Origin of the sequence: Nocardia sp. NPDC056100, assembly GCF_042266325.1 — a bacterium.
GTDB lineage: Bacteria > Actinomycetota > Actinomycetes > Mycobacteriales > Mycobacteriaceae > Nocardia.
Window position 1 is genome coordinate 942,040 of record NZ_JBHJVY010000002.1, and the last position, 12,627, is coordinate 954,666.

Sequence of the window (12,627 nt, forward strand, 5' to 3'; positions counted from 1 at the left end):
GGGGAACCGATGACCGAAGGTGCGCACGCGATCCTGACGCCCATGGCGATCACCACTCTCTCTCTGCTGAATGAGCATCCGATGCAGCCGTACGAGATGTTCCAACTGCTGGTGCGCCGCCACGGCAAGGAACTGACGGCCGTCAATCCCGGCTCGCTATATCGCACCATGGCGCAGCTGGCCAAACAGGGATTGGTGGGGACCGCAGCCACAATCCGCACGGCCAATGGTGCCGACCGGACCGCCTACCGCATCACCGCCGCCGGACGCACCGCACTGCGAGATCGCATCGCGGAACTCCTGCACCGGCCGGTCCCAGAACGCCCCGATCTGCTGATCGCACTGTCGAAATCGCACGCACTTCCCCGCCGGGAAGTGATAACCGCACTGCGCGAACGCATTACCTGTCTCGAGGCCGATATACGCGAACTCGACACCCTCCTCCAAAACGGTCGCGCCTGCGGCATCCCCCGCCGATACTGGGTCACCACCGAATATCTTCGCGCGAGAGCGGCAACCGAACAGCACTGGCTGCGCGGTATCGTCGACGGCCTCGAGTCCGGTGACATCGATTGGGAGAGAGCCGATTCCGAATTGGTTCGATAGCGACCTGCTCGATCCACTCTCCCGCCCGTCGAATCAAGCGGGCAGATGTGCGGCCAGCAGTCGAGCCGGTAGCCGCAATAGACCGTTGTCTCCGGTGGCGAAGGATTTCATCATCGAGGCCGCGTGAGGCGGGATGCCCTGCTGGGCGATCTCGATGTAGGACTCCGTGATGGAGTCGATGGTCCAGTGTTCGGCGACGGTGTCGTGGATTTCCGCATCGGTGAGGGCATCGAACATGCGGCCGGTGAATTCCCGGTCGAATTCCTCCTGGCTGAAGCAGAGGATGAACAGGCGGGCGCCGGGGGCGGCGGCTCGGGCCAGGGATGCCAGATAGGCGGAGCGGCCTTCTCTCGGGAAGGAGTTGAAGGACGCGTTGTCGATGATGGTGTCGAACTCGCCGTCGTGGCAGGTCAGGGTGCGCAGGTCGGCGGTCTCGAAGCGGACGTGGTCCGAAATCTGTTGCGCGGCGGCGTCTGCGGTGGCGGTCGCGATTGCTGACGTGGCGATGTCGATGCCGACCGTGCGGTAGCCCTGGCGGGCGAACCAGAGGGCGGTAGCGCCGACTCCGCACGCGCTGTCCAGGACGGTTCCGGTGATCTCGCCGCCGGTCTCGAGGTCGATGATCGCCTGTTGCGGTCGGCCGATGTTCCACGGTGGCTGCTGGTCGCCGTTGATCGGTGAGTCGCCTCGGTAGACGGCTTCCCAGTCCAGGGTTCCCATCGATGGCGGAGTGCCCGGGCTCTTGATCGCAGTGACGCACAACAGGTCTCGGAACGACTGGACGTCCTGTTCGGACATGGCGAGTTCGCGGCCGTACTTGTTCATCAGGTCGGCGGCGTCGATCGCGGACGCGTTCCAGCCGTGTGCATTGAGCCAGCCGACGGCGTCGATCTGCTCGTTCTCGAGGAAGATCATCTCGGCCATGCTGGGGCCGTCGGATTCGCCGGTGATGTCTTTGGTGTGCTCCTGGCTGGCCGCGAGGAACTTCTGCATATCGATGGTCGGTGAGGTGACGCCGACCGCGAAATGGCTTCCGGCAGCTGATAGTTCGTCGATCTTCTCGAACAGCCGGTTCTGTGCGTCGGTGGGCAGGTAGGGCACCAGGCCCTCGGCTGACCATGCGGTCGCGATGGTCGGATCGAATCCGGCGGCGATCAGGTCGGTGGCCCAGTCCCCCGTCAAATCCGTTGCCACATCGGACCATTGGACCTTGGGTACCGCGCCGGTGTCTTCGTAGACCTTCTTCTTGAAGGCGAAGACTTCGGTGAGGTCGATCTCGTAGACCGTCATATCGGCGGGCCAGTCCAGCCGGTACGGTCGTGCGTCCAGCCCGGATGCCAGGATCACCGCCTGGCGGGCACCCGCGGCGATGGCATTGAGGAAGAAGTCGTCATAGCTCTTGGTCCGGACTCCGGCCATGCTCGAGAACGCGGGCCAGTGGGCCTTGGCGGTCGGGTTCTCGATGATGGCGATCAGATGCTCCACGCCGGAGGCGTAGACGAACCTTTCCGCGAATTCATCGGTTATCAGGGCGTCCGGGGCCTTGGATTCCACGGCCCGGAAAGCCGCGGATCCGAGGGCGGTGAGACCCACCGTGTTCGCGATATCGGCTTGTGCGCCATTGGTTGTCATGGTTTCTCCTTCGGTTGGGATGGGTCGATCAGAGGATTCGCAGAACGGTGAAGTAGACGAACAGCATGGACAGAACGGTCACCAGCGGAAGGACCGCTCGCAGCCATTTGGGTTGGCGGGCAAGCCATTTCCGCAGTGGGGTAAGTCGTCGGCGCGCGCGGGTGAGTCCCCGGCGCACCACGGCGAATTCCGAGGCGAGCAGACCCAGCCCGAGGAGCGCCACCGGCGGGGCGACCAGGCAACCCACGGTGACCATGACCGTACCCACGATCAGCACCACCACTCGGACCGCGATATCGATCACGCGGTTGGTACGCAATCGGCGCGCTCGCGCGCGCAGTACGGTATCACTTTGCGCCACTGCGATATCCGGCTCATCGATGCTCATCGCAGCGCCCCGGACTCGACTGCCACCTCCAGCGGGTCGCCAGGATCGGGCTCCGGATCGGTCGCCGCGGTGCCGGTCGGCACCCCGCGCACGAATACGGCGAAGGCGATGCCGATCAGGGTCAGGGCGGCGGTGACCAGGAAGGCGTCGTGATAGGCCGAAATGGCCGCGGTGTGCCTGGCTGCCGCGTCGGCGTTGTCTCCCAGTGCTCCCAGGCGCGAACTCAATCGAATGCTGAGCAGGCTCGCCAGTACCGCGACCCCGGCGGCCGAGGCGATCTGGCGGGTCGTGCTGAACACCGCGGACGCTCGCGCGGTCGCCTCACCGGTGATGGTGGCGAAGGTCGTGGCCTGCATCGGCACCATCACCAATCCCATGGCCGCACCGGAGACAAGCATGATGCCGCGTATCCACCACAGCGACGTATCCTGCTGCACCGCAAGGAATCCCAGATTCGCGAGGGCGGTCACGAGCAGCCCGGTCACCAGCATGACGCGTGGCCCGACCACGGTGTAGAGCTTGCTCGCCAGCGGCATCGCCAGCACCATGCCGACGGCCTGGCACGCGGTGATCAGCCCCGACTGCGTCGCGGTCAACCCGAGTTCCTGCTGCAGTAGCAGCGGTGTCATGAACAGCACGCCCATCGTGGCCGCGCCCGCCGCCAGGGAGATGAGGTTGCCGAGCCGGAACAGGCGGTCATTCAGGAGCCGCAGGTCCAGCAGCGGCGAACGTTTGGGCAGTTCGACCGCGACGAGCAACCCGGCGAGCAGGACTCCCCCGATCAGCGATATCAGTGTGATCGGATCGGTCCAGCCCGCGGTCGGTCCGCGGTCGAGTCCGAACAGCAGCCCGGCGAGAGCGGCCCCGGCGAGCACGAACCCGGCGAGGTCGAACGCTCCGGGGCGCGCCTGCTCATCGTCATCGCGCAGCACGAAGATGACGAACGCCAACGCGATGGCTCCGACGGGGAGATTGAGGAAGAAGATCCACCGCCACGACACCGCATCGACCAGCCAGCCGCCGATCACCGGCCCGAGCGCGGGAGCCACCGCGGCTGGAACGACAAGTACCGCAGAGGCTTTCGCGCGCTCGGCGGCCGGGAATGCCCGAAACAGCATGGCGGTGCCGACCGGGGTGAGCATGCCGCCGCCCACGCCTTGCAAAAATCGTGCGGCGGTGAGCATTTCGAGCGAGGTGGACAGCCCCGCGATCAATGAGGCGATGGTGAATATCGCCACCGCGAACCCGAAGGTGCGCCGCGCCCCGAATCGGTCCGCGACCCAACCCGAGGCCGGGATGAAGATCGCCAGGCTCACCAGGTATCCGGTCACCGGCCACTGCAACATCGCGGCATCCGCGTTGAACTCCCGCCCGAGTGTCGGCAGCGCTGTGTTCAGCACCGTCATATCGAGCAGTTCCATGAACAACCCGAACACGAATGCGGTGGCGACCAGCCACTTGTACGGAATGCGCTTGATCATGGTTCCTCGGTTTCGGTCGGAGGAAATCGCGTTGCTGTACGAAACGATATCGTACACTTAAGCCAGACGCCACCCTCCGGCGAAGATTCAGCGAATACCCGGTGTCCTATGCTTCGATAGATACGGAACCGTCTCGTACGAGAGAAAGTCGACATATGCCCGCGTCCAACCCCGCCCCGCCGCGCCGCCGCATGACCCCCGAACGCGTCGGCGAACTGTATGACGCGGTTATCGAGGTGCTCGCCGAAGTCGGGTACGAGGCCCTGACGATCGACGCGGTGGCCGCCCGTGCTCGCACCAGCAAGGCGACCCTCTATCGGCAGTGGAACGGCAAGACCGAGCTGGTCGCGAGCGCTCTGCGGCATATCGGCCCGGTCCCCGGCGCCGAATTCGACACCGGCAGCCTGCGCGGCGACCTCATCGCCCTCGCCACCCGCGGCGCACGAGATGAGCGTGATACGAGCGTCTTCCGCGCGATGAACGAGGCGGCCAGCCGAGAACCGTTACTGCACGAGGTATTACGCGAACTCATCTTCGACCCGACCATGCATGCCTTCAGCGCGGCGGTCGAGCGTGCGGTCGAGCGCGGTGAGCTGGCGGCCGATTCCCCGGCCATCGAATTCACCGGGCATATGGTGATGGGCGCGATCACCGCCTATGCAGTCGTCGAAAACCGCCAGCCGGAAACAGATTTCATCGTGCGCTATATCGATGCGGCGGTACTGCCCGCGCTGGGCGTGCGCTGAAACCGACGGGCCCGGCCCTCCCGCTCCCCTGCCGGGTCATGCGGGCTTTCGGGCGGCGATGAACAGATCGGGTTCCGGTGCGGCATCCGGGTGATCGGGCTGGAATTCGACCACCCGCTCGCGCAGCACCTCCAGGCCCGCGTCGGTGAGGCGGCGGCGGAACTCCTCGGGCGGGTAACTGCTGACGGTGACCGGCTTTCCCATGAACTCGATATCGATCCCCTCGATATCGGCGGGCACCGTCGCGAACAGAAAAATCCCGCCGGGGGTCAGCCATCGAGCGAATTCCACCAGGGCGGAGTCGATTTCGGCCCTGGTCAGTTGCAGCAGCGGAAAGAACGCCGTCACCGCGTCCCAGGTGCCGTCCGGATAGGACAGTGTCCGCAGGTCCGCGACCTCGAACCGGGCACTGGGAACCTGCGCACGCGCGATCTCGATCATCCCGGGCGAGATATCGCATCCGGTGACGTCATACCCCGCCGCCACCAGCACCTCGGCCGTCGGCCGCCCGGTCCCGCAACCGACATCGAGCACCTTGGCCCCGTCGGACAGCTGCGTCAGCAACCATTCGAGTTCCTCGCGATGCGCCGGATGCCCGGCGAACGCCTTCTCGTAGTCCCTACCCAAGCTGTCGAACACCTCAGCGGCCGAAAGTCCCATGTCTGCCAACGTAATCGAGAACTCGCGGCCGGGCAGGGGTGATCGGCTATTCGGACTGGGCCGGACAGTAGGGCGAAATTCGGTGGTCCGCGGGGCGGCCGCTCGGACACACTGCCGGACGTGGCCATATCGGACAAGCTCACCCGGTCGCCCAGCCGCGGCCGGGCGACCACGCTCAGCCTGACCTCCTGGGTGCTGTTCGCGAGTTCGGGTCCGCTCGCGGCGGCGGTGATGGCGGCGGGGTGGTCCCCCGCAGCGGTGACCTCGGTGCGGATCCTGCTGGCCGCGGTGCTGCTGGTGCCGACGGTTGCGGTGCTGCGGCCGCATGCATTGCGCTTCGGTCGTGCCGACCTCGGGCTGCTGCTCGGCTACGGACTATTGGGCGTCGCCGGGGTGCAGCTGCTGTTCTTCGTTGCGGTCTCCCGGATTCCGGTCGGGGTGGCGATGGTCCTGGTCAATATCGCGCCCGCCCTGGTCGCGGTGTGGGTGCGGATGGTGCATGGCACCCGATTGCCCGAATCGGCCTGGGCGGGAATCGTACTGGCGCTCGGCGGGCTGGTCGTGGTCGCGCAACCGTGGCAGGCCGGCGGCCTGGATCGACTCGGCGTCGCCGCCGGGATCGGCGCGGCCATCTGTTCGGCCGGATACTTCCTGCTCGGCGAACACGGTGCGGGCAAACATGATTCATTCGGGCTGACCGCCGCCGGGCTGGCGATCGGTGCGGTGCTGGTGGCGGTGCTCGCCCCGCCGTGGTCGCTGCCACTGGGACAGCTCGACAACGTTGCGACACTGGGCGGTACGCGCGCGCCGGTGTGGTTGGTGCTGCTGGTACTGGCCGTGGCCTGCACCGTACTGCCCTACCTGACAGGACTGCTGGCATTGCGTGAATTACCCGCAATCCTGGCAAGCGTGCTGGCGTTGGTCGAGCCGGTGGTCGCTTCCGTGCTGGCCTGGCTATTGCTGGGCCAGGCGATCGGCCCGGCCCAACTAACCGGTGCGGCAATTCTTCTGACCGGCGTGGCACTGGTGCAGCTGGCTCTCTCGGCGGCCGCACCCTAGGTCCTATCCGGATCGGTTGGACGTGCCGGCGGCGCGAGATTGTTCGCGATTGGCCACGAGAGCGCGGCGGCGTTCAACCATTGCCTGGGCCGGTGACGCGCCGATGGTGATGGCGGTGAACAAGACCAGCGCGTCTTCGATGGCTTCGCGCGCCCCGCGCACGGCGGCGGGGGTGATCGCGTGGTCGGCGTCGCCGATCAAGATGACCGGTGGCGCGGGCGGACGGGCGTCGGCGAGGGGGACGCTGCGGGTGTTGGAGACGTGAATTGTGCTGGTGGCGTCCAGGATTGCGCCGATCAGAGCTGCCGCGTCGGGATCCGCGCCGAGGACGGTCTCGGCCCAGTCCGCAGCGGGATGAAAGCCGGTGTCGCCCTCGGCAATTGGATCCCGGGTGAGGCGGGTGAACCAGAAGACCGTCTTGTCGGTGGCGAGGTGCCCGAACGAACTCAGTGGCATGGGACCCTGGCCGAATTGACCGTGAAAGTGCATGACCGATGGATCGGCAGGCAGTGACACCGGATGCGAGGTCTGGCCGTATATGACGATCTGCCCGGCGTAAACCGGTGTGCGCGTGGGCTCGAGCAGAGTGCGAGCGAGCGAATCGATGCCGTCGGCGGCAATAACCAAGCCGTCGCCGGACAGCTCACCGTCGGTTGTGTGCAACGCACCGGTGCCGAGATCGATATCGGTGATGGTGTGCCCGTACCGGATATCCGTGCCCGCAGCACTGGCGAATTCGTTGAGCACCCGCATCAGTTCGGTGCGTTCGTAGAGGCGGTGCCCGCGACTGGGCCCGGTGTTGCGCCCCTCGGGCAGGTAATGAAAGGCGAAGCCGCCGGGAATCGGGTGCGACGCGGCGTGCAGCGCCTCGATCGAAACGCCCAGCGCGGTGAGGGATTGGTGGGCGTCCCCATCGAGGACCATGAATGCCCCACTGGCGGGCCCGGTCCGCCGCTCGTACACGGTGACCGGATGTCGTTGCCGGGCAAGTGCTCCGCCGAGCACGGTGCCTGCGATACCGCCACCGAGAATGGTGACCATGACGAGCCTCCTGAACGCTGGATGGGTCGGGCCGAGCGATCACAGCACAGCGTCGATGGCGGTATCGGTGTTCTCGAGTGACTACGGTATGTCAGTTCACAGCGGCACCGCGATCGGCTCCTCCACGATAACTTGCGGTGCCGCATGGCGATTCGGTCGCAGCGTGAGCAATGCGATCGGGATGCCGACCGCGACGATGGCCGCAGCGATGATGATCGCGAAGCGGTAGCCGTCCAGGAATGCGGTCAGGGGTGCGGCGCCGTCGTGGGCGGAGGCGGCTGCGCGGGTGGTCAAAATCGCGCCGACCACGGTGACGCCGAGCAGGGCGGAGATCTCACGACTGGCATTGATGACCGCGCCCGCCGCACCGGCTGAGGCCGCGGGCATCTGCCCCATAACCGCGGTGTTCAACGGTGCCATCAGCAGGCCCGACCCGACACCGAAAGCGACGAAGGGCAATACGAGATCGATGAACCGCCCGCCCTCACCAACTGTCGAGATATCCAGTAGCGCACCGACGATGCCGGTAACACCCAGTGCGACAGTCACATTCGTTCCCAGTCGACGCGCGGCGATCGGAGCGATCGGTGAGATCGCGACCATGCTCAGCGCCATCGGGATGAATGCCGCGCCCGCCATGGTCGGCGACAGGGCCAGCACGTTCTGCAAATACATGGCGGTGAAGAAGTAGATCCCCATCACGCCGAAGCCCCACAGCATCATCGTGACCACGCCGCCGCTGAAGACGCGCGAACGGAACATCGACATATCCACCATCGGGTCCGCGCTGCGCATTTCGACGATGATGAACGCCGCCAGCGCGACCGCCCCGAGGGCGAAGCAGCTCAGGATCACCGTCGAGGTCCACCCCTTACCCTGACCTTCGATCAGCGCGTAGGTGATCGCGAAGAGCGCGACCGTCGAGGTCACCAGGCCGGGGAGATCGAGTCGCGGCCGCACCTGATCGCGGGTCTCGTCCAAGGTCAGGGCCGTGAGCGCGAATGTCGCGATGCCGAACGGCACATTGATCAGGAAGATCCAGCCCCAATCCATGTGCTGGCTGATCACTCCGCCGGTGAACGGTCCGAGCGCCAAAGCCAGTGCGCCGATGGCACTCCAGACGCCCACGGCCTTGGTGCGTTCGGATTCGTCGGGGAACAGTCCGGCGATGATCGCCAATGTCGGTGGAATTGCCGCCGCCGCACCGACGCCCTGGAGTACGCGTGCGCCGATCAGCATGGTTTCGTCACCGGCCAGTCCGGCCAGCAGCGATGCGAAGGTGAAAACGGCCAAGCCGCTCAGGAACATTCGGCGTCGTCCGAACAGATCGGCGAGTCGGCCACCGACCAGCATGAGCCCGGCGAACACCAGGATGTAGCTGCTGACGACCCATTCCAGGGCCGAGATGGACAGCCCGAGATCGCGCTGGATCGACGGCAGCGCCACGTTGACCACGTTGTTGTCGAGAAAAGTCATGAATGTCGCCAGCGATACCCCGATCAGGGCAAGCCAGCGGCGCGGCAAGGTCAGCACAGCAGTGCTCCTATACGTCGTTATTGTACGGTGTTCCTGTACCTTGTACATGTACGAGGCAATCAGACCTGTACGGTGTACATTTGTCAAGTGGCGAAAACGGAGAATCGGCTGAGCCGGGAGTCGGTGGCAGAGGGCGCGCTCGCGCTCGCCGACGCCGAGGGCCTGGACGCGCTGACCATTCGGCGGTTGGCGCAGGAGCTCAATGTCACGCCGATGGCGCTGTACTGGCATTTCAAGAACAAGGACGAGCTGCTCGACGGCGTGCTCGGCCGACTGTGGGCGCGGGTGGACACCACCCGCGATCGCTCACGCCCGCCGCTGGAGCAATTCCGCGCGCTGACCGAATCGCTGCTCACGGTGCTGCGCGAACACCGCGCATTGGCCCCGCTGCTGCAGATCCCGCGCAGCAGCGAACCCTCCCCCGGATTCCTGGACGCGGTGGAAACCGCATTGGACATCCTGGTCGAATTCGGCTTCGACGTGCCGACCGCCGCCGCGATCTGTACCAACGCGCTGCGGACCACCACCGCGTTGGTGCTCGGTGAACCCGGCGCGGCCACCCCGCAGCAGAGCCCCGACGATGCGGCCGAATCCAGCCGCCGCAAGCGTCTGACGCTGGAAAGTCTTCCCCCGCAACGCTATCCGAACGTCGTGCAGGCGGCGCCGTTCCTGACGTTCTGTGCCGACCCGGAGGATCACTACACCTTCGGCGTCGACTTCTTCATCGGCGGTATCGCCGCCCTCCCACTCCCCCGGTAGGCGGGCGGCGAATCGCGTTCTAGGAGTTCAGATGTACCGGCAGTGAGCCGTGGCCGTTGGAGATGAACGACGCGATCGAGCCGAGTTCGGCCGGATCCTTGGCCAGTTCCATCGCCGGGAACCGGGCGAACAGCGTCGACAGCGCGATCTCGGCTTCCAGCCGGGCCAGAGGCGCGCCCAGGCACAGGTGGACGCCGTAGCCGAAAGCCAAGTGCGCCTTGTTCTCTCGCGTTACATCGAACTCGTCGGCGGTCTCGCCGTGGATCTTGGGGTCGCGGCCCGCGGCGGCATAGGAGGCGAGAATCGGTTCGCCCGCGGCGATGTGGACCGGGCCCGCATCGGTGGCGACGTCGATGTCCTCGACCGCGTAGCGCAGCGGCAGGTGCGCGACGGGGGCTTCGAATCGCAATGCTTCCTCGACCACATCGGACCAGGTCACCTCGCCGGCGTCGAGCTTGGCGCGCTGTTCGGGCTGGGTCAGCAGCAGGAAGATCGCCTGATCGAGCAGGTTGACGGTGGTCTCGTGACCGGCGCTGATGACCAGCAGCAGGGTGTCGACCAATTCCTGTTCGGTCAGCGCGGAGCCGTCGTCCTCATCGCGGTGGGCGATGAGCACGCTGGTCATGTCATCGGCCGGGTGCTCGGTGCGGTAGGCGACCAGTTCGCGCAGAATGCGTTGCATTTCAACGAAATTCGCCTGCGCCTGTTCGGCGGTGAAGGTGGTGTCGAAGATGCCGTCGACGCAGGTGCGCAGACCCGCGTGCAGCGAGTCGGGCACTCCCATCAGCTCGCTGATGACCCCGATAGGCAAAGGGTAGCAATAGCTTTCGCGCAGATCCACGGGCTGTCCGGCCGGGGTCTCGGCGAGCTTGTCCAGCAGATCCGAGGCCAGCGCCTGCACCTGCGGCCGCATCGCCTGGGTGCGGCGCGAGGTGAACGCGGGCCGCACCAGCTTGCGCAGCCGAGAATGGTCGCTGCCGTAGGCGGTGAACATATTGGCCACCGCGACCCAGGTGTACAGCGGCCAATCCTGGCCCACCTCACCGGAAATGAAGGCGGGCCAGTGTTGGCGGGCATCTTTGGAAACGCGGGGATCGCGCAGCAGATCGTGCAGGATCTCCTGATCGGTGACCGACCAGGCGCGAACCCCGCCGGGTAGCTCTACCCGCGTGATCGGGCCGCGCGCGCGAATCCGCGCGGACTCGCCTTGAATATCTTTACCGCTCGGGTCCAGGACCAGCGGTGTCGTGTGCTCCATCGTCATTTCCTCACTCGGGTGCTACGGCATTTGCGGAGTTGGGGGGAATTCGACGGGCAACGCGGTCAACGCTCGGTGGAACGGGCCGGGCCGCCAGACGAGATCATCGATGGCGACGGCCAATCGGAGTTCGGGCAGTGCGTCGAGCAGGTAATCGATTGCGTCCATGGCGATCTGGTAGCCGAGCTGGCGCGCCGGGCACTGATGTGGACCGCCGCCCCAGGCCAGATGCGACCGGTTGCCGAACCGGTCCATGCGATCCAGGCGAATGGTGGGATCGGCATTGCAGGCGGACATGCTGATCAGCACCGGCTGGTGCGCGGGCAGCCAGACGCCGTCGATGAGCATCGGCTGCGGCGGGTAGCTGACGCAGTAGTTGGCCATCGGCGGACTGGTGAACAGCACCTCATCGAGTGCGTCGCGGGTCGAGAGACTGCCGCCGATCAGATCACCGGCGAATCGCTCGTCGGTCATCATCAGCAGCAGCGCGTTCGAGATCAGATGCACCTGTGGTTCGCTGCCCGCGCCGTGCAGGGTCACCAGCTGATGGATGATCTCCTCGGTGCTCAGATCGGTGGACCGGATCATCTCGGAGGTCATGTCATCGCCGGGTTCGGCGCGCTTGCGCGCGATGTGCTCGGCCAAGGCCGCCGCCATCATGTTGCTTCCGGCCTCGGCCTCACCACCGGAGTCGAACATCATCGCCATACCCGTGGAGACTCGCTCCAGGGTGTCGTCGTCGAAGCCCAGGATGACCGCCAGCACCCGATACACCAGCGGATAGATGTACTGACCCAGCAGATCCGCCTGCCCGGTCCCGCTCGCGAATGCGTCGATCAACGGTCCGGACAGCCGCTCGATGACCGCGTGCATACCGTACAGATCGACGGTATCGAGTGCGGAGACATTGGCCGCCCGATAGCGTGTGTGCTCATATCCGCTGCTGCGCAAGGCATTCGGCCGCCACTCCAGCATCGGCTTCACCGGACATCCGGAGGGTATCGAGTCCTGCCAGATGCGCGGATCGGCCGGAAAATGCTGCGGATCGTTGAGAATACGCACCGCGGTGGCGTAGCCGATGACCAGGGTGGCGGGCACCCCCGGCGCGAGCTCGATCGGCACCAGCGGTCCGTACGCGGCGCGCCAACGCTCGTAGATCGCGTACGGATCCTTGGCGAATTCCTCGGTGTACATGGGTTCGGGCGGGCCGCCACCTGCCAATATCGGCCCGGCCGTGTGGACCTGCGTCGAAGGCGCGGGCGCGGGCCCGGGCTGGTTCGAGATGGTCACAATGCTCCCTCTGCGAAGGTGTATTGACGGACGATCAGGACCCAGCGCGTCACATCGGTTGCCCCGGAACCGTTTTCACTGCGTCATTCCCTACGTTAGCCAACGAAGTGCTGTGCCGCAGCTTATTCCGGGACGGCTTCGCGCACCGCCTTCGCAATCGGGTCGGCCGCA

At 65.8% G+C, this 12,627-nt stretch carries 12 protein-coding genes; 4 read left to right on the forward strand and 8 right to left on the reverse strand.

Annotation, left to right across the window (positions count from 1 at the left end; translation table 11 throughout):
- Positions 1-9: 9 nt before the first annotated feature.
- Positions 10-606 carry a PadR family transcriptional regulator gene (locus ACFC0O_RS16305; RefSeq protein WP_375958480.1) on the forward strand — a complete coding sequence of 199 codons (597 nt, stop codon included), beginning with the start codon at positions 10-12 and terminating at the stop codon, positions 604-606.
- A gap of 33 nt (positions 607-639) precedes the next feature.
- On the opposite strand, the gene ACFC0O_RS16310 is transcribed toward ACFC0O_RS16305, so the two are convergent.
- The 3 genes from ACFC0O_RS16310 to ACFC0O_RS16320 are packed head-to-tail and all read right to left on the reverse strand — an operon-like array spanning position 640 to position 4,107.
- Positions 640-2,238, reverse strand: a complete 1,599-nt coding sequence (locus ACFC0O_RS16310) for an SAM-dependent methyltransferase (RefSeq protein ID WP_375958482.1) — start codon at positions 2,236-2,238, stop codon at positions 640-642.
- Positions 2,239-2,266: 28 nt separating this feature from the next.
- Positions 2,267-2,626: a hypothetical protein gene (locus tag ACFC0O_RS16315; RefSeq protein ID WP_375958484.1), complete on the reverse strand. Its 360-nt coding sequence runs from the start codon at positions 2,624-2,626 to the stop codon at positions 2,267-2,269.
- A complete protein-coding gene (locus ACFC0O_RS16320; RefSeq protein ID WP_375958486.1) occupies positions 2,623-4,107 on the reverse strand; it encodes an MDR family MFS transporter in 1,485 nt (494 codons plus the stop codon). Before ACFC0O_RS16320 ends, ACFC0O_RS16315 begins: the two co-directional genes overlap by 4 nt.
- Before the next feature lie 155 nt (positions 4,108-4,262).
- Between ACFC0O_RS16320 and ACFC0O_RS16325 the strand changes: the two genes are divergently transcribed.
- Entirely contained in the window at positions 4,263-4,853 is a 591-nt protein-coding gene (locus tag ACFC0O_RS16325; RefSeq protein ID WP_375958488.1) for a TetR/AcrR family transcriptional regulator, read from the forward strand.
- A 36-nt stretch (positions 4,854-4,889) separates the two neighbouring features.
- Here ACFC0O_RS16325 and ACFC0O_RS16330 read toward each other — a convergent pair whose 3' ends face one another.
- Positions 4,890-5,513: a class I SAM-dependent DNA methyltransferase gene (locus tag ACFC0O_RS16330; protein WP_375958490.1), complete on the reverse strand. Its 624-nt coding sequence runs from the start codon at positions 5,511-5,513 to the stop codon at positions 4,890-4,892.
- 120 nt (positions 5,514-5,633) lie between these two features.
- Here ACFC0O_RS16330 and ACFC0O_RS16335 point away from each other — a divergent pair, with 120 nt between their 5' ends.
- Positions 5,634-6,572 (forward strand): DMT family transporter, encoded by a 939-nt coding sequence (locus ACFC0O_RS16335; RefSeq protein ID WP_375958492.1) that lies wholly within the window; start codon positions 5,634-5,636, stop codon positions 6,570-6,572.
- Between the two features lie 3 nt (positions 6,573-6,575).
- Here ACFC0O_RS16335 and ACFC0O_RS16340 read toward each other — a convergent pair whose 3' ends face one another.
- Together ACFC0O_RS16340 and ACFC0O_RS16345 are read right to left on the reverse strand one after the other, a co-directional pair.
- A complete protein-coding gene (locus tag ACFC0O_RS16340; RefSeq protein ID WP_375958494.1) occupies positions 6,576-7,613 on the reverse strand; it encodes an FAD-dependent monooxygenase in 1,038 nt (345 codons plus the stop codon).
- Between the two features lie 96 nt (positions 7,614-7,709).
- Positions 7,710-9,146, reverse strand: a complete 1,437-nt coding sequence (locus tag ACFC0O_RS16345; protein WP_375958496.1) for a DHA2 family efflux MFS transporter permease subunit — start codon at positions 9,144-9,146, stop codon at positions 7,710-7,712.
- Between the two features lie 90 nt (positions 9,147-9,236).
- Between ACFC0O_RS16345 and ACFC0O_RS16350 the strand changes: the two genes are divergently transcribed.
- Positions 9,237-9,908: a TetR/AcrR family transcriptional regulator gene (locus ACFC0O_RS16350; RefSeq protein ID WP_375958498.1), complete on the forward strand. Its 672-nt coding sequence runs from the start codon at positions 9,237-9,239 to the stop codon at positions 9,906-9,908.
- Between the two features lie 19 nt (positions 9,909-9,927).
- On the opposite strand, the gene ACFC0O_RS16355 is transcribed toward ACFC0O_RS16350, so the two are convergent.
- The gene (locus tag ACFC0O_RS16355) at positions 9,928-11,166 is read right to left on the reverse strand and encodes a cytochrome P450 (RefSeq protein ID WP_375958500.1); all 1,239 of its coding nucleotides are present in this window, start codon (positions 11,164-11,166) and stop codon (positions 9,928-9,930) included.
- Between the two features lie 21 nt (positions 11,167-11,187).
- Entirely contained in the window at positions 11,188-12,456 is a 1,269-nt protein-coding gene (locus ACFC0O_RS16360; protein WP_375958502.1) for a cytochrome P450, read from the reverse strand.
- Between the last annotated feature and the right edge of the window lie 171 nt (positions 12,457-12,627).

What these genes read in the sequence shown, in the direction of transcription:
- ACFC0O_RS16305 (WP_375958480.1), top strand. Translation starts at nt 10, where the DNA reads ATGACCGAAGGTGCGCACGCGATCCTGACGCCCATGGCGATCACCACT.
- ACFC0O_RS16310 (WP_375958482.1), bottom strand. Translation starts at nt 2,238, where the DNA reads ATGACAACCAATGGCGCACAAGCCGATATCGCGAACACGGTGGGTCTC.
- ACFC0O_RS16315 (WP_375958484.1), bottom strand. Translation starts at nt 2,626, where the DNA reads ATGAGCATCGATGAGCCGGATATCGCAGTGGCGCAAAGTGATACCGTA.
- ACFC0O_RS16320 (WP_375958486.1), bottom strand. Translation starts at nt 4,107, where the DNA reads ATGATCAAGCGCATTCCGTACAAGTGGCTGGTCGCCACCGCATTCGTG.
- ACFC0O_RS16325 (WP_375958488.1), top strand. Translation starts at nt 4,263, where the DNA reads ATGCCCGCGTCCAACCCCGCCCCGCCGCGCCGCCGCATGACCCCCGAA.
- ACFC0O_RS16330 (WP_375958490.1), bottom strand. Translation starts at nt 5,513, where the DNA reads ATGGGACTTTCGGCCGCTGAGGTGTTCGACAGCTTGGGTAGGGACTAC.
- ACFC0O_RS16340 (WP_375958494.1), bottom strand. Translation starts at nt 7,613, where the DNA reads ATGGTCACCATTCTCGGTGGCGGTATCGCAGGCACCGTGCTCGGCGGA.
- ACFC0O_RS16355 (WP_375958500.1), bottom strand. Translation starts at nt 11,166, where the DNA reads ATGGAGCACACGACACCGCTGGTCCTGGACCCGAGCGGTAAAGATATT.